Raw genomic sequence first — 24459 nt, forward strand, 5'->3', positions numbered from 1 at the left:
GGTTACTTTTGGCACCGAACGCCTCAAAAGTAACCAAAAGGTCTGCGCCCTGACGTTCGGCCCGCTCGCTGGGGCTCGGGGTTCCTTCGCTCCGGGATTGATCCGGGGGCATCGTCTCCGGTTTGCTTCGCTGCACCTCCTCTCGATGTGTTCGACTTCGTCGAACGGTCGCTGCGCTCCCACCCCCGGATCAACCCCTCCACTCAGCCTGCCGACGGGCTTTCAGATCAAGATCAAGAGCTGCAGCCGAGCTAACGCTCATCCTGTTGAGTGGTGAGAAGCGAAGCGGGGCGAGGTGGTTGTGGTTGTGGTTTTTGCTTTTGTTTTTGCTTTTCTGTGGGAGCGAGCTTGCTCGCGAAGGCGGCCTGACAGCCGACCAATCCTCTCTCGGATGTACTCAGTCCCATTTTTCGCGATACCGGTCTTGCATCCACCGGGTTTCCAGTTCCCTCCCGCGAGCCACAAAAAAGCCACCTCTCGGTGGCTTCTCTTTCAATCTCTGCAATCAGTCGTAAATCACTTTCTTCTTCCAGTCCGCATCTGCCTCTACATCTTTGAGGCCGGCGGTCAGTTGGTTCTCTTCACCTTCAACCGGTGCGATCTTGTCCATTACCTGGGCGTTGGCGCGGGCCAGCAGTTTTTCCAGGTATTGCAGTTGTTCGGCGTACATCTGCGGGTCCTGCTGTTTGCGCAGGTATTGCACGCCGCGTTCGAAGGCGAGGCGGGCCTGGCCGGGCTGGTTTTGTTGCAGGGACTGTTGGCCGAGGTTGTTGAAGAATTCGATGTGCAGCAGTACCAGAATGTGGCGGACTTCGCGGATCCAGTGTTTGGCTTCGTTCGGCGGCAGGAAACCGTCGTGGGCGGCGCGGGTGATCTGGCCGTGGAGGGCTTCGAGCAGGAAGCGCACGTCTTTGGCCTTGGCTTCGGTCAGGATCGGAGCCGGTGGGTTGTTGACCGGGATCGATTCGCCTTGGGCGACCAGGGCGCTCAGTTCGGTGATGCGTGCCTTGGTAGTGGCGCTGGTTTTTTCCAGGTTCAGCAGGCGCTGGCAGACGTTCAATTCCAGACGGGTCAGCAGCAGCTTGAGTGCCGGGGTCATGAACTGGCCGGGAAAGGTTTCGGTCAGTTCGCCACAACGGCGCAGGCGGTCATTGAGTTCGACCTTGGTGCGGGCCTTCTCCAGTTTGTTGTTTTCCACCACATGGTTCATGTAGCCAATGGCGATCAGAATTGCGATCCCGGCTACGACTAGCAGGGTGATCATGAGTGGTGTCACCGGTAAGACCTCTTTATAGGGTTCGCATGCGAGTGTAGTGGCTGGGCATTTAGCCGCCTAGCGCCGCTCGACGAGTTGGATCGGCAGGTTCAATCTGTATCGGCCGCACGCTGCTTATATGAATGCTGGCGCTGCATGTGCAGATTGCCATCACTGTGGGTGGACTATAGCGTCTTGGCGAGTGGCGGAATATAGGCGTCAATCGTCGGGCGACGGAAAAGCCCGGTTGCCGCCGTAAAGCAGGTCGAAGTCATTGATTTAAATAAATTTATATCAAGGGGTTGACGACCCCTCAATCCATCCATAGAATGCGCGCCACTTGCAGCGTAAAGCACACAGCGAAGCGCGGCAGGGAGTGAATGTTGTAGTGTGTCCCCTTCGTCTAGTGGCCTAGGACACCGCCCTTTCACGGCGGTAACAGGGGTTCGAGTCCCCTAGGGGACGCCAATGCGGGAATAGCTCAGTTGGTAGAGCACGACCTTGCCAAGGTCGGGGTCGCGAGTTCGAGTCTCGTTTCCCGCTCCAATTTTAAACAGCAGTGCTTTCGGGCGGTGCTGAGTGAAACCAGAACCAATTCTTCGGATGCGGATCTGGACACCGAAACACACACCATGTGTTCCGGGTAGCGTGTCCCCTTCGTCTAGTGGCCTAGGACACCGCCCTTTCACGGCGGTAACAGGGGTTCGAGTCCCCTAGGGGACGCCATTTGCGGGAATAGCTCAGTTGGTAGAGCACGACCTTGCCAAGGTCGGGGTCGCGAGTTCGAGTCTCGTTTCCCGCTCCAAATTCTAAAAACGCCGCTCAGTGAGCGGCGTTTTTATTGAGTGAAAGTTGTAGCCTGTGTCCCCTTCGTCTAGTGGCCTAGGACACCGCCCTTTCACGGCGGTAACAGGGGTTCGAGTCCCCTAGGGGACGCCATTGCGGGAATAGCTCAGTTGGTAGAGCACGACCTTGCCAAGGTCGGGGTCGCGAGTTCGAGTCTCGTTTCCCGCTCCAATTTCACAAAAACGCCGCTCAATAGAGCGGCGTTTTTGTATGTGCGTGATTTGTGGTTGTTTCATCAGTCATAAAGAAAAAGGCCCGTCGAAGCGATTCGGCGGGCCTTTTGTGTTTTGTGTCTGCTTACCAGGACAGCATCAGTCGGCCAGCAAACAGAATCAGCACAACGCCCATGGTGCGCTCAAACCAATGGCCCATGCGCATGAACAGCAAGCGAACCCGACTGCTCGAGAAAAACAGCGCGACCACAACAAACCACAGCGCATTCACAAAGCACATCCATAGCCCGTAAAAGGCCTGGATCTGCAGGGGCGTGCTGGCGCTGATGATCGTGGTGAAAATCGCCAGGAAAAACAGCGTGGCCTTGGGGTTGGTCGCATTGGTCAGAAAACCGGTGCTGAACGCTTTGAACAGAGTTTGTTCGGCCACAGGCTCGTCCGCAGCTTTCTCACCTTCAATGGCCGATTTGGGTTTGCTGCGCAGCAGGCTGACACCCAGATAGAGGATGTAGGCACCGCCAATCACTTTGGCAACGGTCAGCAACCACGGCGTGGTGTGCATCAGCGCGCCCACACCAAGCAGCGTGTACAGCACGTGCACGGAAATCCCCGCGCCAATACCCAGCGCCGTGCAGATTCCTACCAACCGGCCGAACCGTACGCTTTGGCGAATAGTGACCGCAAAGTCCGGGCCGGGAGCAACCACGGCCAGAAAGTGAATGGTAGCCAGCGCCAGAAACTCGCCCAGATAATTCGAATACATCTCAGCTCCAGTAGGTCAGGGGTGAAGCATTGCCGCGATAGCCGACAAAAAAGGAAAGGCTCAAGCGCGGATCGGCCACGCCCGGGGTCACCGAGTGCATGCGTCGCGAATTGAACATGATGAAATCGCCGGGTTGCGGTCGGACTTCCAGCGCGGGTGGGCCGAGCAGGGCCGGTTCGATGCCGTAACTGTCACCGCGCATCTCGTCGAATTGATCCGGGGTGATGTCGTCGTCCCACATCTGCAATGCACCGCCCTCGGTCGGCATGTTCAGATAGACGTTGCAGGCGAACTGCGCTTCCAGGCTGCGGGCCTGGAAACTGTCCGGGGCGTCCTTGGCGAAGATGTCGTGATGGGCGAGGAAGCACACGCCTGGCTTCACCACTCGCGAAAGACCGACATACATTTTTCGACCGTAGAGATTTTCCAGATGTGCGCCGGCCGGCCAGGATTCGTCGAGCATGCAGCGCAAGGTGTCGATCGGTGAAGAGTAAGGCGCGCAGCGATTGCGCAGTTCCGCGATATTGCTGGTGGCGCGTTCGAAGTAGTCTTCGATCAGCAGCGGCTGGTTTTCCGCCTCATAAAAAGCCATGCCGATGCGGCCGATACTTGGCGCGTTGATGTAACCCTCGAAGCCCGGAGCGAGAATCTTGTCGCCAATCTGAATGGCCAGCGGCTCAGGCAAAAAGCCTTTGAGGCGGATGGCGAGGACTTCTTCGTTGGCCAGTTTTTTTATGCACGTCTCATCGAGACGCTCGACGTCTAGCATCATTTTTTTAGGTCCATCTATCGATAGTCAACGGAACCTGCGAATGCGGTTCCCCAGCGTTGGACGCTGCGTGAGGCAGCGTCCGAAATGCTCAATCCACGTTGTAGTGGACGGATAGCGTGCCTTTCTTCTGCGAAAGGGCCGCGATCGTGACTGTGCCCAGTTCCTTCAGGCTACGTACATGGGTGCCGCCGCAGCCATAGGCGGGCAGGTCACCAAAACCGATTTCTCGCGCACCTTCGCGGAGCGAGGTAAGGCGGGGCAGGTCGTGCTCGATCCACTGCTCGATGCCGTGTTGAACAGCCTCGGCGTCGACTTCCTGCGCGGCATCGCCGGGCTTGAATTGCACGCGACCTTCATCTGGCCAGTGATGTGCCTTAATCGGCATCCAACCCATGGCCTGAACGAAATGCCCGATCAGGTGGCCGGCTGAATGCATGCGCGTGTTGAAGCGACGGCGCTGCTCGTCGATGCGGATGCAGGTCATGCCCAGCTCCACCGGCCGGTCAACAAAATGAATGATCCGCTCCGGCTCCTGCACTACACGCAATACCTGGCTTTCGCCGATCCAGCCGGTATCACAAGGCTGGCCACCGCCTTGCGGGTGAAACAGTGTGGCGCGCATGACCACGGCGAATTCGTTCTCCTGGGGCGTGCAGTCGAGGACTTCCACATTGGCCTTGAGGTCATCACTATGGAAAAAGAGGCGAAGCGTCATATTCCATGCCCTTATTAAAGTTTCTTTTTTTATTATATGAATCGTGCAATAACGTGATAATCCGTTCAAACATCAAAGGACTTGTGCGCTGTGAGCATCAATCTGCCGCTACCGCTGCTCGGTGAAATGGCGATTTTCGTCAAGGTCGTGGAGACCGGCAGCTTCTCTGAAGCGGCTAGGCAACTGGGTTCATCGCCATCGGCGGTGAGTCGCAGTATTTCTCGGCTGGAGAAGGCCCTGGCCACGCGACTGCTGCAGCGCACTACCCGCAAGCTGCGCTTGAGTGACGGCGGCGAAGAGGTGTTCAAACGCTGCCAGGAGATGGTCAGCGCGGCCAAGTCGGTGATGGAAATCAGCGGTCAGTTCACCCATGAAGCGGAAGGACTGGTGCGCGTCAGCGTGCCGAAAGCGGTAGGGCGCTTCGTGATTCATCCGCACATGCCCGAATTTCTAAGGCGTTACCCCAAGGTTGATGTGGAGTTGTTGCTGGAAGACCGTCAGGTCGATCTGATCGACGACCATGTCGACCTGGCCATTCGCATCACCGATCGACCACCGGCCGGGCTGGTCGGCCGGCAGTTGCTGACCATCGACCACTTGCTCTGTGCCACGCCGCAATACCTGGCCGAGCACGGCACACCGACTCACCCGCATGATCTGCTCAATCACAGTTGTATTTATTTGGGGGAAACCCCGAGCGATGCGCGCTGGAAATTCAAGAAGGGCAGTAAGGTAGTAACAGTGGGTGTCCGCGGTCGTTATGCCGCCAATCACACCGGCGTGCGGCTGGGCGCGGTGTTGCAGCACATCGGCATCGGCAGCCTGCCGTATTTCACCGCCCGTTACGCGCTTGAGCAAAAGTTGGTGGTGCAGGTGTTGCCGGACTGGACGTTCCTCGCTTCCTATCATGGCGGACTGTGGTTGCTGCACTCGCCGACACGCTATCTGCCACCCAAGTTGCGGGTGTTTATCGACTATCTGGTGGAGTGTCTGGAAAAAGAGCCAACCTTGAGCAAACCGGGCAAATCGGTGGGGGAGAGCAACGCCGCGATGGCGTATGAATTGCCCGAAAGCGAAGGGTTGTTGTAGCGCAAAGCAAAAGATCGCAGCCTTCGGCAGCTCCTACAGGGGATTGCGTGAGTCCACTGTAGGAGCTGCCGAAGGCTGCGATCTTTTGATCTTCAACCCACTGTTAAATCAGTGCTTGCTGTCCTGAGCGGACATCGCCAGCAGCTGTTTTTCCTGATTCCAGTCGAACGGTTCATCGTTCTGTTCAGCTTCGTAGCGACGTTCTTCCAGTGCCTGATACAGGTCGATTTCTTCATCGGACAGGTAGTGCAGACAGTCACCGGCGAAGAACCACAGCAGATCCCGAGGGATCAGGTGGGCGATTTGCGGATAACGGGTGATCACTTGAGTCAGGATGTCCTGGCCCAGGTACTGGCTTTCGATCGGATCGATCGGCAGCGATGCCAGCAGTTCGTCGAAGCGCTCCAGGAACAAGGCATGGCTTTCTTCGGGAACCTGTTCGGCCTCACCTACGGCGACCAGGATACTGCGCAGGTGGTCGAGCAAAACAAGATGATCGGCAACGACGTTGGACACGAGATAAGTCCTCAAGAGCAAAACGGGCGCGGGAGTATAAAGCCCCTGCGCCCTCTTGGACATGGTTGTCAGGATCAGCGGACTTTGCCCTCTGCCAGTTTCAGTTCCTCTTTGTCAAAGTCGTCGACGTCGATCACCCGGCGTCGTGCGGCTTCGGCATCGCGCAGGCACTGCGCTTCTCCCGGTTGCAACACCCCGGCCTCCAGCGCCGCATCAATGGCGTGTTCGCCCGCGACCGGTTTGACCTGACCGCTTTTCAGCGACGTGTGCAGTTTTTTGTGCAACGGCTGCGCGGCATTCAGCAGATCGCTGGCGTGTTGCAATGCGCCGACCGCATCGTCCGCCGATTGCGGGCGATAGCAACCGGCAAGCAACTCTTCCAGGGCTGGATCACCCTTGGCGCGACCAATGATGCCTGCCACTTCGGCACCGAGTTTGTCCGACGGACCTTTGTGACGACGACCGAACGGGAACACGATGGCTCGCAGCAGGCAGCCGAATACCTTGTTCGGGAAGTTGCGCAGCAATTCATCCAGCGCCCGTTCCGATTGGTCGAGGCTTTCTTCCATCGCCCAACGGAACAGCGGCTCCATGTACGCCGGCGAGTCCAGATCGTGATAACGCTTGAGCGCGGCGGAGGCCAGATACAGGTTGCTCAACACGTCACCCAGACGCGCCGACAGACGCTCGCGACGTTTCAGTTCGCCGCCCAGCAGCATCATGCTGAAGTCGGCAAGCATGGCAAACGCCGCGGCCTGGCGGTTGAGTGCGCGGAAGTAGCCTTGGCTGATCTTGTCGCCCGGCGCATGTTCGAAGTGGCCGAAACCGAGGTTCAACACCAGCGTGCTGGCCGCATTGCTCACGGCAAAACCGATGTGTTTGAGCAACAGGCCATCGAACTCTTTCAGCGCCTGATCCTTGTCCTCACGCCCGGCGAGGGCCATTTCCTTCAGCACGAATGGATGGCAACGAATCGCACCCTGACCGAAGATCATCAGGTTGCGCGAGAGGATGTTCGCACCTTCCACGGTGATGAAGATCGGCGCGCCGTTCCAACTGCGCCCGAGGTAGTTGTTCGGGCCCATGATGATCGCCTTGCCACCGTGCACATCCATCGCGTGGCTGATGCATTCGCGTCCGCGTTCGGTGAGGTGATACTTGAGAATCGCCGAGAGCACCGATGGTTTCTCGCCCAGATCCACTGCGTTGGCGGTGAGCATCCGCGCCGCGTCCATCATCCACGCGTTGCCGCCGATGCGCGCCATGGCTTCCTGAATACCTTCGAAGGCCGACAGCGGTACGTTGAACTGTTCACGAATCTGCGCGTACTGACCGGTCACCAGGCTGGTGAACTTGGCCGCGCCAGTGCCGACTGCCGGCAACGAGATCGAACGGCCGACCGACAGGCAGTTCATCAGCATCATCCAGCCCTTGCCGAGCATCTCCTGACCGCCGATGAGAAAGTCCAGCGGGATAAATACATCTTTGCCCGAGTTCGGGCCGTTCATGAATGCAGCGCCGAGTGGCAGGTGACGACGACCGATTTCCACGCCGGGGGTATCGGTCGGAATCAAAGCGAGGCTGATGCCAAGGTCTTCCTTGTCACCCAGCAGATGCTCAGGGTCGTAGGCCTTGAAAGCCAGGCCGAGGAGAGTCGCGACCGGGCCGAGGGTGATGTAGCGTTTTTCCCAGTTCAGGCGCAGGCCGATGACTTCCTGACCTTCCCATTGGCCTTTGCAGATGATCCCGGTGTCGGGCATCGCACCGGCATCGGAACCGGCGAGCGGGCCGGTAAGGGCAAAGCACGGAATGTCATCGCCACGGGCCAGGCGCGGCAGGTAGTGATTGCGTTGTTCGTCGGTGCCGTAATGCAGCAGCAGTTCGGCCGGGCCGAGGGAGTTCGGCACCATCACGGTGGAGGCGAGGTCACCGCTACGGGTGGCGAGTTTCATCGCCACTTGCGAGTGGGCGTAAGCCGAGAAGCCCTTGCCGCCAAATTCTTTCGGGATGATCAGGGCGAAGAAACCGTGTTCCTTGATGTGCGCCCAGGCTTCCGGCGGCAGGTCCATCGACTGGCCGATCTGCCAGTCAGTGACCATCGCGCAAAGCTCCTCTGTCGGGCCGTCGATGAACGCCTGTTCTTCTTCGCTCAATTGCACCTTGGGATAGGCCAGCAGTTTGTCCCAGTCCGGGCGGCCGCTGAACAGCTCGCCATCCCACCAGACGGTACCAGCGTCGATCGCGTCGCGTTCGGTCTGAGACATGGGTGGCAGGGTTTTCTGGAACCAGTTGAACAGCGGCGCAGTGAAATGCTTGCGGCGCAGATCAGGCAGCAGCAGCGGTGCAGCGACCGCCGCCAGCAGCACCCAGAACACCAGCAATAACCAGCCCGGCGCGTGACTGAAAATACCCATCGCCAGCAGGTAGACAGCCACGATGCCCAACGCGGGCAGCGGGGCAGTACGCCGGTGGGCGAGATACGCCACGCCAACGATCAAAACCAGTATCCACAACAACAGCATATTCAGTCCTCCGTGAACCAAGGCAAATCGACCCTCCAGAGCTTAGACGGCATCTGTAAAACCGGGTGGTCAGACCAAGGTGATTGAAATCGTGGGAAACCCCGGATGGTTTTCGTAGGTTCGGTGGGCAACACGTGTGGGAAATCGTTCGCTGATCCCGCGTCTTTGCGTCCAAGTTTGGCCGAAACGTCGTTATCTCTGTGCTGACGCTGTCGCTAGACTCGGGGTTCACCCAGGAGATTGTCGTCATGCACGAGTATCTGAGCCCCGGCCGCTTCATCGATAGTGACCACCCGGCGGTGGTGGAGTTCGCCGAACAACATCGGGGTGCCAGCCGCGATCCGCTCAAGCAGGCGATCAGTCTTTATTACGCCGTGCGTGAAGCGGTGCGTTACAACCCCTACACCTTCAGCCGCGATCCACAGACCTTGCGTGGCAGCTATGCGTTGGCGACGGGGGAGAGTTATTGCGTGCCGAAAGCCACGCTGCTCGCCGGTTGTGCACGGCATTGCGGGATCGCGGCGCGGATTGGCCTGGCCGACGTGAAAAATCATCTGTCGACCCCGCGTCTGCTCGAATTATTGAAAAGCGACATGTTCGCCATGCACGGCTACACCGAGTTCTTTTTGAATGATCGCTGGGTCAAGGCCACGCCGGCGTTCAATCAGAAGCTTTGCGAATTGTTCAACGTCGCGCCGCTGGAGTTCGACGGGGTCAATGACAGCGTGTTCCATCCGTTCAATCGTGACGGCGCGCAGTTGATGGAGTATCTGGTCGACCACGGTCAATTCGCCGATGTGCCGGAAATGTTCTTCTTCGAGCATCTGCAAAAGTGCTATCCGCACCTGTTCACTGATCAGCAGCCGCAATTGTTGGGCGATATGCAGAGTGATTTGAGCCGTACCTGATCCGGCGTATGCTGCCTGCCCACTCATTTGAAAGGAGGCGGTCATGCTGAAGATCTGGGGACGGAAAAACTCATCGAATGTGAGGAAGCCATTGTGGGCGGCTGAAGAGCTCGGCCTGGCCTACGAGGCGATCGATGCCGGCGGCGCATTCGGCGTGGTCGACACACCTGAGTATCGGGCGATGAACCCGAACGGCCGGGTACCGGTGATCGAAGACGACGGTTTTGTGCTGTGGGAGTCCAACGCCATCGTTCGCTATCTGCTGGCCAGACATGCGCCCGGCAGCCACTGGTATCCGGCGGATCCGCAAGCGCGCGCCATCGCTGACAAATGGATGGACTGGACCACTTCAAGTTTTGCCGGTCCGTTCCGCACTGTGTTCTGGGGCGTATTGCGCACCCCGGCGGACAAGCAGGACTGGGCCGCGATCAATGCCGCGATCAAGGAATGCAATGAGCTGTTGAGCATGGCCGACCATGCCCTGGCCAGTCAGCCTTATCTCTCCGGACAAGAAATCGGCATGGGCGATATTCCGCTGGGCAGTTTCATTTATGCCTGGTTCGAGATGCCCATCGAACGCTCGCCACAAGCGCATCTGCAAGCCTGGTACGAGCGCTTGAAGCAGCGTCCGGCTTACCGGAAAGCGGTCATGACCGCGTTGACTTAATACTTACTATCGACACACTTGACTGTACTTGTGCGGCGGCGGCAAGCACCATTGCGCTCGGGTGCTGCGGTTGTTTCCCTCGCCGCCCGCCCTTATGTATCCCTTTCTTCCCTTCTTGGTGCGTAAATCCGATATGAGTTCCGCTCTGTCCATCCGGCAGCTAACCAAAACCTACGGCAACGGGTTCCAGGCCTTGAGTGGTATCGATCTGGACGTCGCCGAAGGTGACTTTTTCGCCTTGCTCGGCCCTAACGGTGCCGGCAAATCCACGACCATCGGCATTCTCTCGACCCTGGTGAACAAGACCAGCGGCACGGTGAATATCTTCGGCCATGACCTGGACAAAAACCCGGCAGCGCTCAAGCGCTCGATCGGCGTGGTGCCCCAGGAATTCAACTTCAACCAGTTCGAAAAGACTTTCGACATCGTCGTGACCCAGGCCGGTTACTACGGCATTCCGGCGAAGATCGCCAAGGAACGCGCCGAGCAGTACCTGACCCAGCTCGGCCTGTGGGACAAGCGCGATGTGCCGTCGCGTTCGTTGTCCGGCGGCATGAAGCGGCGCTTGATGATCGCCCGTGCGCTGGTGCACGAACCGCGTTTGCTGATCCTCGACGAACCGACTGCGGGCGTCGACATCGAGCTGCGCCGTTCGATGTGGACGTTCCTCACTGAACTGAACCAGAAAGGCATCACCATCATCCTCACCACGCACTATCTGGAAGAGGCTGAGCAGTTGTGCCGCAACATCGGCATCATTGACCACGGCACCATCGTCGAGAACACCAGCATGAAACAATTGCTGGGGCAGTTGCACGTGGAAACCTTCCTGCTGGACCTGAAAAACGACTTGAACGCCGCACCGCAATTGCTCGGCTACCCGGCCCGGTTGATCGACAGCCACACCCTGGAAGTCCAGGTCGACAAATCCATGGGCATCACGGCGTTGTTCACCCAGTTGGCGCAGCAGAACATTGAAGTGCTGAGCCTGCGTAACAAAACCAATCGCCTCGAGGAGCTGTTCGTGTCCCTGGTGGAGAAAAATCTGTCGAAGGTGGCGGTATGAGTTCCGAATTCCGTCCCAACCTCGTCGCCCTGCAGACCATCGTTTACCGTGAGGTCAAACGCTTCACGCGGATCTGGCCGCAGACGCTGCTGCCGCCGGCGATCACCATGGTTCTGTACTTTGTGATCTTCGGTAACCTGATCGGTCGGCAGATCGGCGACATGGGTGGCTTCACTTACATGGAGTACATCGTGCCGGGGCTGATCATGATGTCGGTGATCACCAACTCCTACGGCAACGTGGTTTCGAGTTTCTTCGGCAGCAAGTTCCAGCGCTCCATCGAAGAGTTGATGGTGTCGCCGGTGTCGCCGCACACGATTCTGATCGGCTTCACCATCGGCGGTGTGTTGCGTGGTCTGATGGTTGGCGTGATCGTGACCATTCTGTCGCTGTTCTTCACCCATTTGCAGGTGCATCACCTCGGCGTGACCATCCTCGTGGTGGTGCTGACGGCGACGATCTTCTCGCTGCTCGGCTTCATCAACGCGGTGTTTGCGCGCAACTTCGATGATATTTCGATCATCCCGACGTTTGTGCTGACGCCGCTGACGTACCTGGGCGGGGTGTTCTACTCGATTACGCTGCTGCCACCGTTCTGGCAAACCGTGTCGCTCGCCAACCCGGTGCTGCACATGGTCAACGCCTTCCGCTACGGCATTCTGGGCGTGTCGGATATCAAGATCGGCATTGCGATCACCTTCATGCTGGTGGCGACCGTTGTGCTGTATCTCGGTTGTGCGCGGTTGCTGGTGAGTGGGCGCGGGATGCGTACCTGATCCGGAACCGCGTCGATTTCTTCGCGAGCAGGCTCGCTCCCACATTGGATCTATGTTGTGCTGAAGATCTCCTGTGGGAGCGAGCCTGCTCGCGAATGCAGACGCCACAAATCAAAACGGCCTCCCACTGCGGAGGCCGTTTTGCGTTCAGCGCATACGACTCTTCTTGCGCCGCGCCCATTGCCGCGCCACCCACCAGCGCCAATACATCATCACAATGCAGTAGGCGAGGGCGCCGAGTATCAGTCCCACCACCACCGAACCGAGCAGAAACGGCTGCCATAACGTCGACAACTCGCCGCTGATCCACTCCCAGGTCAACTCGTCCGGTAGATGCCGGGCGGGCACATCCATCAAAAACGCCCCGGCCTGATAGGTGCAGAAGAACACCGCCGGCATGGTGATCGGGTTGGTCAGCCACACCAGGCTGACCGCAATCGGCATGTTCCCGCGCACCATGACGGCAAGGGCGGCCGCCACCAGCATCTGCGCCGGAATCGGCAGGAACGCGGCGAACAGACCGACCGCCATCGCCCGCGCGACTGAGTGACGATTGAGGTGCCAGAGGTTCGGGTCATGCAGCAACTTGCCGAGAAAGCGTAAGGATTTATGTTCCCTGATGCTCGTCGGGTCGGGCATGTAACGTTTGAATAAGCGCCGGGGCATAAGGCTTCTCGGTCGGTTAAGGCGGCAAGTATGTCTGGATTCTACGAAGCGCCCATTCAGACTTTGTGACAATTGTTGACGACGCTCGTGCCTGACACCCGCTATGCCTAAGTACGGGACTCTCAAGGACGGGCTTATGCGCACAGGGATGATGGCGCTCGCAGTCGGTCTGCTGGTCGCGGTTTTTATGCCGGCATTACCGCCGGTCTGGTTGATGCTGTTGTTGCCGGTCGTGGCGTTGATGCTGCTGCCGTTTCGCAGCTATCCGCTGGCGTTTTTGCTGTTTGGCTTCACGTGGGCCAGTGTCGGTGCGCAATGGGCGTTGACTGACCGTTTGCCGGCCGGGCTGGATGGCGAAACCCGCTGGGTTGAAGGGCGGGTCGTCGGTTTGCCGCAGAACAGTGACGGTGTGGTGCGCTTCGAATTGGCCGATGCGCACTCACGTCACGAAAAACTGCCATCGCTGATGCGGCTCGCCTGGTACGCCGGGCCACCGGTCAACAGTGGCGAACGCTGGCGTTTGGCGGTCAAGCTCAAGCTCCCCGCTGGCTTGCGTAATCCAGATGCGTTCGACTACGAGGCGTGGCTGCTGGCGCAACGCATTGGCGCCACCGGCACGATCAAGGACGGCCAGCGCTTGAGCGAAGCGCGCTGGGCCTGGCGCGACAGCATTCGCCAGCGCTTGCTGAGCGTGGATGCGCAGGGGCGAAACGGCGCATTGGCCGCGTTGGTGCTGGGCGACGGTTCGGGGCTCAGTCGCGAGGACTGGCAGACTCTGCAGGACACCGGCACCGTGCACTTGCTGGTGATTTCCGGTCAGCACATTGGTTTGCTGGCAGCAGTGATGTATGGGCTGGTCGCCGGGTTGGCGCGATTTGGCTGGTGGCCGCTGCGCTGGCCGTGGCTGCCGTGGGCCTGTGGTCTGGCATTTGCGGCGGCGCTCGGTTATGGCCTGCTCGCCGGATTCGACGTACCGGTGCAGCGCGCGTGTGTGATGGTCGGGCTGGTGCTGCTATGGCGTTTGCGCTTTCGTCATCTTGGTGCGTGGTGGCCTTTGCTGCTGGCGTTCAACGCTGTGCTGTTGCTGGACCCGCTCGCCAGTTTGCGCCCGGGTCTGTGGCTCTCGTTTGCGGCGGTGGCGGTGTTGATCTTTACCTTTGGCGGCCGCTTGGGTGCATGGCGCTGGTGGCAGACCTGGACGCGAGCGCAGTGGTTGATCGCGATCGGCTTATGCCCGGTGTTGCTGGTGCTGAGCCTGCCGATCAGTCTCAGTGGACCGCTGGCCAATTTGCTCGCGGTGCCTTGGGTCAGTCTGGTAGTGCTGCCTCCGGCGCTGCTCGGGACGGTGTTGCTGCCTGTTCCCTATGTCGGCGCCGGCCTGCTGTGGCTGGCCGGCGGTTTGATCGATGGGCTGTTTCGTGCGCTGGCAATGATTGCCGGGCACTGGCCGGCGTGGATCGCACCTTCGATACCGGTTTGGGCCTGGGTCATTGGCAGTCTCGGCACCGTGTTGTTGCTATTGCCGCGCGGCGTGCCGCTGCGTCCACTGGGCTGGCCGTTGCTGTTGCTGCTGGTCGTGCCGCCACGGGAGCTGCTGGATGAAGGCCTGGCCGATATCTGGCAACTCGACGTCGGCCAAGGCCTGGCCATCCTGATTCGCACTCGTCATCACGCGGTGCTTTACGACGCGGGGCCGCGCTTTGGCGATTTTGACCTCGGAGAGCGGGTGGTGCTGCCCGCGTTGCGCAAACTCGATGTGGCAAAACTCGATCTTATGCTGCTCAGTCATGCCGACGCCGATCACGCTGGCGGCGCTCTGGCGATCAGCCGTGGTTTGACCGTCGATCAGGTGCTCAGCGGCGATCCGGCGGGACTGCCCGCGCCATTGAACGCCGAAGCCTGCGCCAGTGGCCGGCAATGGCAGTGGGACGGCGTGCGTTTTCAACTCTGGCAGTGGGCGGACGCTCACGACAGCAATCAGCGTTCCTGCGTGTTGCAGATCGATGCCAATGGCGAGCGCCTGCTGCTGACTGGCGATATCGACACCCACGCCGAACGCGTCCTCCTCGACAGTCCACTGGCCGTGCCGACGCAATGGCTGCAATCGCCCCATCATGGCAGCCGCAGTTCGTCGTCCATGGCGCTGCTCAAAGTCTTGAAGCCTGAGTCCGTGCTGATCTCTCGAGGTCAGGGCAACTCTTTTGGCCATCCGCATCCGACCGTGCTGGCGCGTTATCGCAAACTGGGCCTGCACATTTACGACAGCGCCGAGCAGGGCGCCATTCATCTGCAACTGGGCACCTTCAGGGCACCACGCACGATGCGTCATCAGCGGCGTTTCTGGCGTGATCCGCCCGCGCTGGCCCGCTGATCGGGACGTGGGGCAATGGGGCGTCACGGTCGTCGGGGCGGCGGGTCTTAATCGTGGATCGGTATGGTAAAGTGGCGCACTTTTTCGAGGGGACTGTCACTGTGTGGGAATTGGTCAAATCCGGCGGCTGGATGATGTTGCCGATCATTCTGAGCTCCATCGCGGCCATGGCGATTGTCGCCGAACGCCTGTGGACCCTGCGCGCCAGTCGCGTCACCCCCGAGCATCTGCTGGGCCAGGTCTGGGTGTGGATCAAGGACAAGCAGCTCAATAAAGAAAAACTCAAGGAATTGCGCGCCAATTCGCCGCTGGGGGAAATCCTCGCCGCCGGTCTGGCCAACTCCAAGCATGGTCGCGAGATCATGAAAGAATGCATCGAAGAGGCCGCCGCCCGGGTCATTCACGAGCTCGAGCGTTACATCAATGCGCTCGGCACCATCGCCGCCATGGCGCCACTGCTGGGTCTGCTTGGCACCGTGCTGGGCATGATCGATATTTTCAGCGCGTTCACCGGCTCCGGCATGACCACCAATGCCTCAGTGTTGGCCGGCGGTATTTCCAAAGCGCTGATCACCACCGCAGCAGGCCTGATGGTCGGTATTCCGGCGGTGTTCTTCCACCGGTTCCTGCAGCGCCGTATTGATGAGCTGGTGGTGGGCATGGAGCAGGAAGCGATCAAACTGGTTGAAGTGGTGCAGGGCGATCGTGATGTCGACCTGACCGAGGGCCGCGCGTGAAATTCCGTCGCAAACCGCGGGAAACCGTGGACATCAACCTCGCGTCGCTGATCGACGTGGTGTTCATTCTGCTGCTGTTTTTCGTCGTGACCACCACGTTCACTCGCGAAACCCAGTTGCGGGTTGATCTGCCGGAGGCGGTCAGCGGCTCGCCAGCCGAAGATCAGCAGCTCAAACAGATCGACGTCGCCATCAGCGCTGAAGGCGTGTTTTCGGTGAACAACAAGATTCTGCCGAAGAACGATCTGGCGACCCTGATGGAAGCCATGCAGAAAGAGTCCAACGGCGACACCAACATGCCGTTGTCGATCAGTGCTGATGGCAAGACTCAGCATCAATCCGTGATCACCGCCATGGACGCGGCCGGCAAGCTCGGTTTCAGCCATCTGCGCATGACCACGGTCGAGGCGGCGCCCAAATCCTGATGAGCCTGTCCGATCGCTTGCTCGCCGCGTGGTATCAGGGGCACCCGGCCCTGACGCTGTTGCGGCCGCTGGAAATGCTGTATCGCCGCGTGGTGGTGGGTAAGCGCCAGCGCTTTCTCGCCGGTCAGGGTGAAATCTATCAGCCGTCCGTGCCGCTGATTGTGGTCGGCAACATCACCGTCGGTGGCACCGGCAAGACGCCGATGATTCTCTGGTTGATCGAACATTGCCGGCGCAGCGGTTTGCGCGTCGGCGTGGTCAGTCGTGGTTACGGCGCCAAACCACCGCAACTGCCGTGGCGCGTTGCGGCCGAGCAAACCGCTGACATCGCCGGTGACGAACCGTTGCTGATCGTCCAGCGCACCGGCGTGCCGCTGATGATCGACCCCGATCGCAGCGCAGCGGTCAAAGCCTTGCTCGCCAGTGAACCACTGGATCTGATCCTCTCCGACGACGGTATGCAGCATTATCGTCTGGCGCGGGATCTGGAGCTGGTGCTGATCGACGCCGCTCGCGGTCTCGGTAACAAACGCTGCTTGCCGGCAGGGCCATTGCGTGAGCCGATCGAGCGCCTGCAAAGCGTCGACGGTGTGCTGTTCAATGGTGCCAGCGAGGACCGCGACGGCGGTTTCGCTTTCCGTCTGCAACCGACTGCGCTGGTCAATCTGCGCAGCGGCGAGCGCAAGTCGCTCGATCATTTTTCGGCCGGCCAGGCCGTGCACGCGGTGGCCGGGATCGGCAATCCGCAACGTTTCTTCAATACCCTCGAAGCGCTAGACTGGCGAGCAGTCCCCCATGCGTTTGCCGACCACGCCGAATACAGCGTGCAGGCCTTGAATTTCACACCGTCATTGCCGTTGGTGATGACCGAAAAGGACGCGGTGAAGTGCCGTGCCTTCGCGGCTGACGACTGGTGGTATCTGGCGGTCGATGCGCTGCCGTCACCGGCCTTCGTGGCCTGGTTCGACACCCAGTTGATGCGCCTGCTGCCCGATCGTCTTTTGCCTTAACTCTTTACTCAGGGAATGTTCATGGACACCAAATTGCTCGACATCCTCGCGTGCCCGATCTGCAAAGGCCCGCTCAAGCTCAGCGCCGACAAGACCGAGCTGATCAGCAAGGGCGCCGGTCTGGCGTACCCGATCCGCGACGGCATCCCGGTGATGCTCGAAAGCGAAGCCCGCACCCTGACCACCGACGAGCGTCTGGATAAATGACCACTGCCTTCACCGTTGTCATCCCGTCGCGTTTTGCCTCGACCCGTCTGCCGGGCAAACCGCTGCTGGATATCGCCGGCAAGCCGATGATCCAGCACGTCTGGGAACAGGCGAGCAAAAGCAGCGCCAGCCGTGTGGTCGTCGCGACCGACGATGCGCGCATCGTTGAAGCCTGCAAGGCTTTTGGTGCCGAAGTGGTGCTGACCCGTGAAGATCACAATTCCGGCACCGATCGTCTGGCCGAAGTCGCGGCGAAACTGGGTCTCGAGCCCGACGCGATCGTGGTCAACGTGCAAGGTGATGAACCCTTGATCCCGCCTAGCGTGATCGATCAGGTCGCTGCCAATCTGGCGGCCCACACCGAAGCGCGCATGGCCACGCTGGCCGAACCGATTGAAGACGTGGACACCCTGTTCAATCCGAATGTGGTCAAGGTTGTCAGCGACCTCAACGGTCTGGCGCTGACCTTCAGCCGTGCCACTTTGCCGTGGGCGCGCGATGCGTTTGCCAAGAGCCGCGAGCAATTGCCGGAAGGTGTGCCATACCGTCGCCACATTGGCATTTATGCCTATCGCGCCGGTTTCCTTCACGACTTCGTGAGCTGGGGCCCGTGCTGGCTGGAAAACACTGAATCCCTCGAGCAACTGCGTGCCCTGTGGCACGGTGTGCGAATTCATGTTGCCGACGCGCTGATCGCACCGCCGACCGGCGTCGACACTGCCGAAGACCTCGAGCGCGTTCGTCGCCTGCTGGAGGCCTGATGCGCGTTCTGTTTGTGTGCCTGGGCAACATTTGCCGTTCGCCCACGGCCGAAGGCGTACTGCGCCACAAACTGCGTGAAGCGGGGCTGGCGGATCAGGTCGAAGTGGCCTCCGCCGGCACCGGTGACTGGCACGTCGGCAACCCGCCGGACAAGCGCAGCCAGGCCGCCGCCAAAGTGCGCGGCTATGACCTGTCAGCGCAACGCGCGCAGCAGGTCAGCCGTGCCGACTTCGCCAGTTACGACCTGATCCTGGCGATGGACAACAGTAATCTGCGCAACCTCAAGGCGCTGCAGCCGTCCACTGGAAAGGCCGAACTGGACCTGTTCCTGCGCCGTTATGCCGGTGTGGTCGATGAAGTGCCGGATCCGTATTACGACGGCGACCAGGGTTTCGAGCAGGTGCTGGATCTGATCGAAGCCGCGTGTGACCAATTGTTGATCGAAGTGAAGGGCCGGTTATGAGTTTGCAGGTGCAACCGCAGGTTTCCCTGAAACCGTTCAACAGTTTTGGCGTGGATGTGTGCGCGCAACTGTTCGCCGAAGCCCACAGCGATGCCGATGTCCGTGAAGCGCTGGCGTATGCCACCGAGCACCATGTGCCGTTGCTGGTGATCGGTGGTGGCAGCAACTTGCTGCTGACCGCCGACATTACCGCACTGGTGCTGCGCATGGCGACGCGCGGGATCCGCGTGATCAGCGAGGACGGCAGTCGCGTTGTGATCGAGGCTGAGGCCGGCGAGCCGTGGCACCCTTTTGTGCAATACACGCTGGCGCAGGGCTTGTCCGGACTGGAAAATCTCAGCTTGATTCCTGGCACGGTCGGCGCCGCGCCGATGCAGAACATCGGTGCCTACGGTGTCGAGATCAAGGATGTGTTCGCCGGACTGACTGCGCTGGATCGCCAGACCGGCGAACTGCGCGATTTCAGCCTCGAAGAATGCAACTTCGCCTACCGCGACAGCCTGTTCAAGCAGCAGCCAGGGCGTTGGCTGATTCTGCGTGTGCGCTTTGCGCTCGACCGCGTCGCCCATCTGCAGCTGGAATACGGACCGGTGCGTCAGCGCCTGAGTGAGCAGGGTATCGAGCAGCCGACGCCGACCGACGTCAGTCGCGCGATTTGCAGCATCCGCAGTGAAAAACTGCCGGATCCGGCGGTGCTGGGCAACGCCGGCAGCTTCTTCAAGAATCCGCTGGTGTCGGCGGCCATCGTCGCGCAGATCAAAGCGCAACATCCGGATCTGGTGGCGTACGCGCAACCGGACGGACAGATGAAACTGGCCGCCGGCTGGTTGATCGAGCGGGCCGGGTGGAAAGGTTTCCGCGAGGCCGATGCCGGGGTGCATAAGTTGCAGGCGTTGGTACTGGTCAACTACGGGGCGGCAACCGGGCTGCAACTGCTCGATCTGGCGCAACGCATCCAGAGAGACATTGCCGAACGTTTCAATGTCGAACTGGAAATGGAGCCCAATCGGTATTGAAGCAGCGGCGAGCTTCAAGCTTCTAGCGGCAAGCTACAATCTTGAGCGTGAGCCAGCTACTGCTTTTACTTGCAGCTTGTAGCTGAAAGCTCGTAACTGAAAAGCCCTGTCTCAGCAGGGCTTTTTCGTTAATGTTGGGTTAACTTAGCGAGCTAACGATAAACGTCATTTGCTCCACCAAAGGCCCGGCGCAGACATTCCTGTCGGCACAAGAGAGCCTGATTAGCCTGAGTCGATCTGCGTGAACCACCGCCGATGCAACGGCGGCAGATTGCTCGACCCCATAACCACCAAAAATATGCGGGCGTGCCCATGATTACCCTGAAGCTCAACGGTCAAGACCATCCCCTCGATGTCACTGAAGACATGCCGCTGTTGTGGGCGATTCGTGATGTCGCCGGTTATAACGGCACCAAATTCGGCTGCGGCATGGGCCTGTGCGGCGCGTGCACCATTCATATCGATGGCTTGCCGGCGCGCAGTTGCATCACGCCGATCGGTTCGGTGGTCGGCCAGAACGTCACTACCATCGACAGCCTGCACGCCGACCCGGTGGGTCAGGTGGTCCAGCAAGCCTGGCTCGACACCGCTGTAGCGCAATGCGGGTTCTGTCAGGGCGGGCAGATCATGTCGGCCACCGCATTGCTCAAGACCAACCCGAACCCGAGCGACGAGCAGATCGAAGAAGCCATGGTCGGCAACATTTGCCGCTGCGGCACCTACAACCGGATCAAGACGGCGATCCGTCAGGCGTCCACGCATTTGAAGGAGGCCAAAGCATGAGCCGCCTGCCGAATGATTTCGCCCTGAGCAATCTCAGCCGTCGCGGTTTCCTCAAAGGCGTCGGCGCTACCGGCGCACTGGTGCTGGCTGCCAGTTGGGGCTGGCAGGATGCGTTGGCCGAGGAAAAACCGAAGCAATTCGGCGCCGATGGCATGCCCAACGGCTGGATCGATGATCCGAAGGTCTATGTGAGCATTGCCGCTGACGGCACCGTCACCGTGGTCTGCAACCGCTCCGAGATGGGTCAGGGTGTGCGCACCAGTCTGACCATGGTTGTCGCCGATGAGCTGGAAGCCGACTGGGCCCAGGTCAAAGTGCAACAGGCGCCGGGCGATGAAGTGCGTTTCGGTAATCAGGACACCGACGGTTCGCGCAGCATGCGCCATTGGTATGAGCCGATGCGGCGTTGCGGCGCGGCGGCACGGACCATGCTTGAGCAGGCTGCTGCTGCGCAGTGGAAAGTGCCGGTGGGTGAATGCCACGCGCAGTTGCATAAAATCGTTCACAAACCGTCCGGCCGTGAACTGGGCTATGGCGAACTTGCCGCCGCCGCCAGTGCGTTGCCGGTGCCGGCGCGTGACAGCCTGCGCCTCAAGCAGCCGTCGGAGTTTCGCTACATCGGCAAAGAAGGCACGAAAGCCATCGACGGTGCAGACATCGTCAACGGTCGTGCGGTGTACGGCGCCGATGTGCATTTCGATGGCATGGTGTACGCGACTATCGCTCGTCCGGCGGTGTACGGCGGCAAGGTCAAATCGCTGGATGACAGCGCTGCGCTGAAAGTCCCTGGCGTGCTCAAAGTGCTGCAGATCGAAAGCCGTCCGCTGCCTTCGGAGTTTCAGCCGTTGGGTGGCGTGGCCGTGGTGGCCAGCAACACCTGGGCCGCGATCAAGGGTCGCGAAGCGTTGAAAATCGAATGGGACGATGGCCCGAACGCCAGTTACGACTCGATCGCCTATCGCAAGGAACTCGAAGCCGCGTCGCTGAAGCCTGGCAAAGTGGTGCGCAATACCGGTGATATCGACAAGGCCCTGAGCGGTGCTGCCAGTACCCTCGAAGCTTCTTACTATTTACCGCATCTGGCCCAGGCGCCAATGGAACCTATGGTCGCCATCGCCCGGTACAAGGACGGCGTTTGCGAAGCCTGGGCACCGAGTCAGGCGCCGCAGGTCACCCGCGAGCGCATTGCCGAGCGTCTTGGCTTGCCGTTCGATAACGTTACCTTCAATGTCACCTTGCTTGGCGGTGGTTTCGGTCGCAAGTCGAAACCGGATTTCGTCGTCGAAGCAGCGATTCTCGCCAAAGAATTTCCCGGCAAAGCCGTGCGGGTGCAGTGGACGCGTGAAGATGACATCCATAACTCGTATTTCCACACCGTGTCCGCCGAGTATCTGAAGGCAGGTGTGGGCAAGGACGGCATGCCGTCCGGCTGGTTGCATCGCACCGTCGCACCGAGCATCACCGCACTGTTCGCGCCGGGCATGAACCATGAAGCGGCTTTCGAGCTGGGCATGGGCTTCACCAACATGGCCTACGCGATTCCCAACGTGCGCCTGGAGAACCCCGAAGCGACCGTGCACACGCGGGTCGGCTGGTATCGCTCGGTGTCGAACATTCCCCATGGCTTCGCCATCCAGAGTTTCGTCGATGAACTGGCGCACAAGGCCGGCGAGGATCCGCTCAAGTACCAGATCAAACTGCTCGGTCCGGATCGGCAGATCGATCCGCGCACGCTGAGCGAAGAGTGGAATTACGGCGAATCTCCCGAGCGTTATCCGATCGATACTGGGCGTATGCGTGCGGTGCTGGAAACTGCTGCGAAGGCAGCCGGTTGGGGCCGTAAATTGCCCAAGGGCCGTGGTCTGGGGCTGGCAGTGCATTACAGCTTCGTCACTTATGTGGCAGCGGTGATCGAAGTCGAGGTTAAAGACGACGGCACACTGATCGTGCACAAGGCAGATATCGCCGTGGATTGCGGGCCGCAGATCAACCCTGAGCGCATTCGCTCGCAGTTCGAAGGCGCTTGTGTGATGGGCCTCGGTAATGCGGTGCTGGGGGAAATCAGCTTCAAGGATGGCAAGGTGCAGCAGGACAACTTCCATATGTATGAAGTGGCGCGCATGTCGCTGGCGCCGAAGGAAGTTGCCGTGCATCTGGTGACGCCGCCGGGCGATGTGCCCTTGGGCGGTGTCGGCGAACCGGGCGTGCCACCGATTGCCCCGGCCTTGTGTAACGCGATCTTCGCCGCCACCGGCAAGCGCATCCGCAATCTGCCGGTGCGTTACCAGTTGCAGGGCTGGCAGAAGGCCGAGGCGTAATGGACAGCGTCGACCTTAATGTCTTGCGCAGCGTCCTCGAATGGCGCCGCGCCGGACAGCGGGTGGTGCTGTTCAGCGTGGTGCAGACCTGGGGTACCGCGCCCCGCGCGCCCGGTGCCATGCTCGCCTTGCGTGAAGATGGCGTGGTGATCGGTTCGGTGTCGGGCGGGTGCGTCGAGGATGATTTGATCGCCCGCCTGCACGACGGGCGCATCGCCACCGATGGGCCGCCCGTGCAGTTGATCACCTATGGCGTCACACGCGAGGAGGCCGCGCGCTTCGGCTTGCCTTGCGGTGGCACGCTGCGCCTGACCGAAGAGCGGGTCGGCGATCCCGCGTGGGTTGCCGAGTTGCTCACGCGTTGCGAAGCACACGAAATCGTTGCCCGTGAGCTGAACATCGAAACCGGTGAAGTGGTTTTGATGGCGGCGAGCAAAGCCGATTCGCTGGCGTTCGACGGCAAAACCCTGCGCGCAATCTACGGCCCACGCTGGCGCTTGCTGTTGATCGGCGCCGGGCAGTTATCGCGCTACGTCGCCGACATGGCGCGGCTGCTGGATTTCGAAGTGCTGATCTGCGATCCGCGCACCGAGTTTGTCTACGGCTGGGAGGAACACCACGGTCGCTTCGTCCCGGGCATGCCGGATGACGCGGTGTTGAGCATTCAGACCGATGAGCGCACGGCGATTGTCGCGCTGACTCATGATCCGCGTCTGGATGACATGGCATTGCTCACGGCGCTGGATTCACCTGCTTTCTATGTGGGGGCGCTCGGCTCGCGGGTCAACAGTCAGAAACGCCGGGAGAACCTGGCTCAGCTAGGCTTGTCGGTAGAGGCGATTGCTCGACTGCACGGGCCGATCGGTTTGCACATCGGCAGTCATTCACCGGCAGAAATTGCCTTGTCGTTGTTGGCGGAGATCGTCGCGATCAAGAACGGCGTGGAATTGAAGCAGAAGAAAACTCTGGAGGACGCATGAGCCGTTCCATTGCAGTGATTGTGCTGGCGGCGGGCGAGGGCAGCCGCTTTCGCCAAGTGGCGGGTGCCGATAAGGACAAGTTGCTGGCGGACTGCGTCGGGCGTGATGGTGCGGTGCGTTCGGTGATTGAGCAGGTGCTGGTGAATCTTCCGGCCAGTCTCGACAAGCGCGTGCTGGTGACGACCGAAGCGCGGCCGCAGGCGATGCGCATGGCGCAGGCGTATGGCTGTGACGTGGTCTCGATTGAATCGACCGGTATGGGTGACAGCATTGCTGCGGGCGTCGCGGCATGCCCGGAGGCGGATGGCTGGTTGATTGTGCTGGGGGATATGCCGTTTATCTTGCCGTCGAGTATTGAGCGGGTGGTTGCGGCCATTGACGATGATGCGGTGAGCGTGCCGGTGCAGGAGGGCGAGTTTGGTCATCCGGTGGGGTTTGGGCGTTTGTTTGGTCCGGGGTTGCAGGCATTGAGTGGCGATCGCGGGGCCAGGCCGTTGTTCACGCAGGGCAGGGTGGTGGAGATTGCCGTCGATGATCCAGGCGTTCTGTGGGACATCGATGTGCCTGAGGCTTTGGTTTTTACCGCGTCTTGAGGTCTGTGTGAATTCCTTGGAACCCTCTCCCAGAGGGAGAGGGGACTGACCGAGGTGTTT

General features: G+C 60.1%; 24 protein-coding genes and 6 tRNA genes. 23 read left to right on the top strand and 7 right to left on the bottom strand.

Going from position 1 to position 24459, the window contains the following annotated elements; all coding sequences use genetic code 11:
* Positions 1 to 505: 505 nt before the first annotated feature.
* Entirely contained in the window at positions 506 to 1264 is a 759-nt protein-coding gene (locus QZR14_RS23835) for a hypothetical protein (RefSeq protein ID WP_176471267.1), read from the bottom strand.
* A 383-nt stretch (positions 1265 to 1647) separates the two neighbouring features.
* On the opposite strand from QZR14_RS23835, the gene QZR14_RS23840 reads away from it, so the two are divergent.
* From QZR14_RS23840 to QZR14_RS23865, 6 genes are all read left to right on the top strand, one after another.
* Positions 1648 to 1723: transfer RNA gene (locus QZR14_RS23840), tRNA-Glu, on the top strand.
* 2 nt (positions 1724 to 1725) lie between these two features.
* Positions 1726 to 1801 (top strand) — tRNA-Gly (locus QZR14_RS23845).
* Between the two features lie 104 nt (positions 1802 to 1905).
* Positions 1906 to 1981, top strand: a tRNA-Glu gene (locus QZR14_RS23850).
* A gap of 3 nt (positions 1982 to 1984) precedes the next feature.
* Positions 1985 to 2060, top strand: a tRNA-Gly gene (locus QZR14_RS23855).
* Positions 2061 to 2118: 58 nt separating this feature from the next.
* Positions 2119 to 2194, top strand: a tRNA-Glu gene (locus tag QZR14_RS23860).
* A 2-nt stretch (positions 2195 to 2196) separates the two neighbouring features.
* Positions 2197 to 2272: transfer RNA gene (locus tag QZR14_RS23865), tRNA-Gly, on the top strand.
* Positions 2273 to 2398: 126 nt separating this feature from the next.
* On the opposite strand, the gene QZR14_RS23870 is transcribed toward QZR14_RS23865, so the two are convergent.
* From QZR14_RS23870 to QZR14_RS23880, 3 genes are all read right to left on the bottom strand, one after another.
* Entirely contained in the window at positions 2399 to 3037 is a 639-nt protein-coding gene (locus QZR14_RS23870; RefSeq protein ID WP_311997904.1) for a LysE family translocator, read from the bottom strand.
* 1 nt (position 3038) lies between these two features.
* Positions 3039 to 3809, bottom strand: coding sequence for a 2OG-Fe(II) oxygenase (locus tag QZR14_RS23875; RefSeq protein ID WP_095048633.1), 771 nt, complete (start codon positions 3807 to 3809; stop codon positions 3039 to 3041).
* A gap of 88 nt (positions 3810 to 3897) precedes the next feature.
* Positions 3898 to 4524: an alanyl-tRNA editing protein gene (locus tag QZR14_RS23880; protein WP_311997905.1), complete on the bottom strand. Its 627-nt coding sequence runs from the start codon at positions 4522 to 4524 to the stop codon at positions 3898 to 3900.
* A 90-nt stretch (positions 4525 to 4614) separates the two neighbouring features.
* Between QZR14_RS23880 and QZR14_RS23885 the strand changes: the two genes are divergently transcribed.
* On the top strand, positions 4615 to 5613 hold the full coding sequence (locus QZR14_RS23885) for a LysR family transcriptional regulator (protein WP_311997906.1): 999 nt from the start codon (positions 4615 to 4617) through the stop codon (positions 5611 to 5613).
* A 108-nt stretch (positions 5614 to 5721) separates the two neighbouring features.
* On the opposite strand, the gene QZR14_RS23890 is transcribed toward QZR14_RS23885, so the two are convergent.
* Positions 5722 to 6129 carry a PA2817 family protein gene (locus QZR14_RS23890; RefSeq protein WP_007967565.1) on the bottom strand — a complete coding sequence of 136 codons (408 nt, stop codon included), beginning with the start codon at positions 6127 to 6129 and terminating at the stop codon, positions 5722 to 5724.
* 74 nt (positions 6130 to 6203) lie between these two features.
* On the bottom strand, positions 6204 to 8651 hold the full coding sequence (locus QZR14_RS23895) for an acyl-CoA dehydrogenase (protein ID WP_311997907.1): 2448 nt from the start codon (positions 8649 to 8651) through the stop codon (positions 6204 to 6206).
* A 248-nt stretch (positions 8652 to 8899) separates the two neighbouring features.
* Here QZR14_RS23895 and QZR14_RS23900 point away from each other — a divergent pair, with 248 nt between their 5' ends.
* The 4 genes from QZR14_RS23900 to QZR14_RS23915 all read left to right on the top strand — a co-directional run bounded on the left by QZR14_RS23900 (position 8900) and on the right by QZR14_RS23915 (position 12068).
* Positions 8900 to 9559 (top strand): transglutaminase-like domain-containing protein, encoded by a 660-nt coding sequence (locus tag QZR14_RS23900; RefSeq protein WP_250605961.1) that lies wholly within the window; start codon positions 8900 to 8902, stop codon positions 9557 to 9559.
* Positions 9560 to 9602: 43 nt separating this feature from the next.
* A complete protein-coding gene (locus QZR14_RS23905; RefSeq protein ID WP_311997908.1) occupies positions 9603 to 10226 on the top strand; it encodes a glutathione S-transferase family protein in 624 nt (207 codons plus the stop codon).
* Positions 10227 to 10359: 133 nt separating this feature from the next.
* On the top strand, positions 10360 to 11292 hold the full coding sequence (locus tag QZR14_RS23910) for an ABC transporter ATP-binding protein (protein ID WP_250605963.1): 933 nt from the start codon (positions 10360 to 10362) through the stop codon (positions 11290 to 11292).
* Entirely contained in the window at positions 11289 to 12068 is a 780-nt protein-coding gene (locus QZR14_RS23915; RefSeq protein ID WP_008087860.1) for an ABC transporter permease, read from the top strand. Before QZR14_RS23910 ends, QZR14_RS23915 begins: the two co-directional genes overlap by 4 nt.
* A 147-nt stretch (positions 12069 to 12215) precedes the next feature.
* On the opposite strand, the gene QZR14_RS23920 is transcribed toward QZR14_RS23915, so the two are convergent.
* Entirely contained in the window at positions 12216 to 12734 is a 519-nt protein-coding gene (locus QZR14_RS23920) for a DUF2062 domain-containing protein (protein ID WP_250605964.1), read from the bottom strand.
* A gap of 136 nt (positions 12735 to 12870) precedes the next feature.
* On the opposite strand from QZR14_RS23920, the gene QZR14_RS23925 reads away from it, so the two are divergent.
* The 12 genes from QZR14_RS23925 to QZR14_RS23980 all read left to right on the top strand — a co-directional run bounded on the left by QZR14_RS23925 (position 12871) and on the right by QZR14_RS23980 (position 24399).
* Positions 12871 to 15105, top strand: a complete 2235-nt coding sequence (locus tag QZR14_RS23925; RefSeq protein ID WP_311997909.1) for a DNA internalization-related competence protein ComEC/Rec2 — start codon at positions 12871 to 12873, stop codon at positions 15103 to 15105.
* 101 nt (positions 15106 to 15206) lie between these two features.
* Positions 15207 to 15842: a MotA/TolQ/ExbB proton channel family protein gene (locus tag QZR14_RS23930; protein WP_178113639.1), complete on the top strand. Its 636-nt coding sequence runs from the start codon at positions 15207 to 15209 to the stop codon at positions 15840 to 15842.
* Entirely contained in the window at positions 15839 to 16267 is a 429-nt protein-coding gene (locus tag QZR14_RS23935) for an ExbD/TolR family protein (RefSeq protein WP_095188604.1), read from the top strand. The genes QZR14_RS23930 and QZR14_RS23935 overlap by 4 nt, the downstream gene beginning before the upstream one ends.
* Entirely contained in the window at positions 16267 to 17277 is a 1011-nt protein-coding gene (lpxK, locus tag QZR14_RS23940) for a tetraacyldisaccharide 4'-kinase (protein ID WP_311997910.1), read from the top strand. Before QZR14_RS23935 ends, lpxK begins: the two co-directional genes overlap by 1 nt.
* Positions 17278 to 17298: 21 nt before the next feature.
* Complete coding sequence (locus tag QZR14_RS23945; protein WP_003174668.1) at positions 17299 to 17484, top strand: Trm112 family protein; 186 nt, start codon at positions 17299 to 17301, stop codon at positions 17482 to 17484.
* The gene (kdsB, locus tag QZR14_RS23950; protein WP_123453267.1) at positions 17481 to 18245 is read left to right on the top strand and encodes a 3-deoxy-manno-octulosonate cytidylyltransferase; all 765 of its coding nucleotides are present in this window, start codon (positions 17481 to 17483) and stop codon (positions 18243 to 18245) included. The genes QZR14_RS23945 and kdsB overlap by 4 nt, the downstream gene beginning before the upstream one ends.
* A complete protein-coding gene (locus QZR14_RS23955; protein ID WP_016986041.1) occupies positions 18245 to 18709 on the top strand; it encodes a low molecular weight protein-tyrosine-phosphatase in 465 nt (154 codons plus the stop codon). Before kdsB ends, QZR14_RS23955 begins: the two co-directional genes overlap by 1 nt.
* A complete protein-coding gene (gene murB / locus QZR14_RS23960; protein WP_250605967.1) occupies positions 18706 to 19725 on the top strand; it encodes a UDP-N-acetylmuramate dehydrogenase in 1020 nt (339 codons plus the stop codon). Before QZR14_RS23955 ends, murB begins: the two co-directional genes overlap by 4 nt.
* Positions 19726 to 20037: 312 nt before the next feature.
* Complete coding sequence (locus QZR14_RS23965; protein ID WP_311997911.1) at positions 20038 to 20508, top strand: (2Fe-2S)-binding protein; 471 nt, start codon at positions 20038 to 20040, stop codon at positions 20506 to 20508.
* The gene (locus QZR14_RS23970) at positions 20505 to 22826 is read left to right on the top strand and encodes a xanthine dehydrogenase family protein molybdopterin-binding subunit (RefSeq protein ID WP_311997912.1); all 2322 of its coding nucleotides are present in this window, start codon (positions 20505 to 20507) and stop codon (positions 22824 to 22826) included. The genes QZR14_RS23965 and QZR14_RS23970 overlap by 4 nt, the downstream gene beginning before the upstream one ends.
* The gene (locus QZR14_RS23975) at positions 22826 to 23806 is read left to right on the top strand and encodes an XdhC family protein (RefSeq protein ID WP_250605969.1); all 981 of its coding nucleotides are present in this window, start codon (positions 22826 to 22828) and stop codon (positions 23804 to 23806) included. Before QZR14_RS23970 ends, QZR14_RS23975 begins: the two co-directional genes overlap by 1 nt.
* Positions 23803 to 24399: a nucleotidyltransferase family protein gene (locus QZR14_RS23980; protein ID WP_311997913.1), complete on the top strand. Its 597-nt coding sequence runs from the start codon at positions 23803 to 23805 to the stop codon at positions 24397 to 24399. Before QZR14_RS23975 ends, QZR14_RS23980 begins: the two co-directional genes overlap by 4 nt.
* Positions 24400 to 24459: the final 60 nt, after the last annotated feature.

The sequence above is a fragment of the Pseudomonas sp. rhizo66 genome, assembly GCF_031931925.1.
GTDB lineage: Bacteria > Pseudomonadota > Gammaproteobacteria > Pseudomonadales > Pseudomonadaceae > Aquipseudomonas.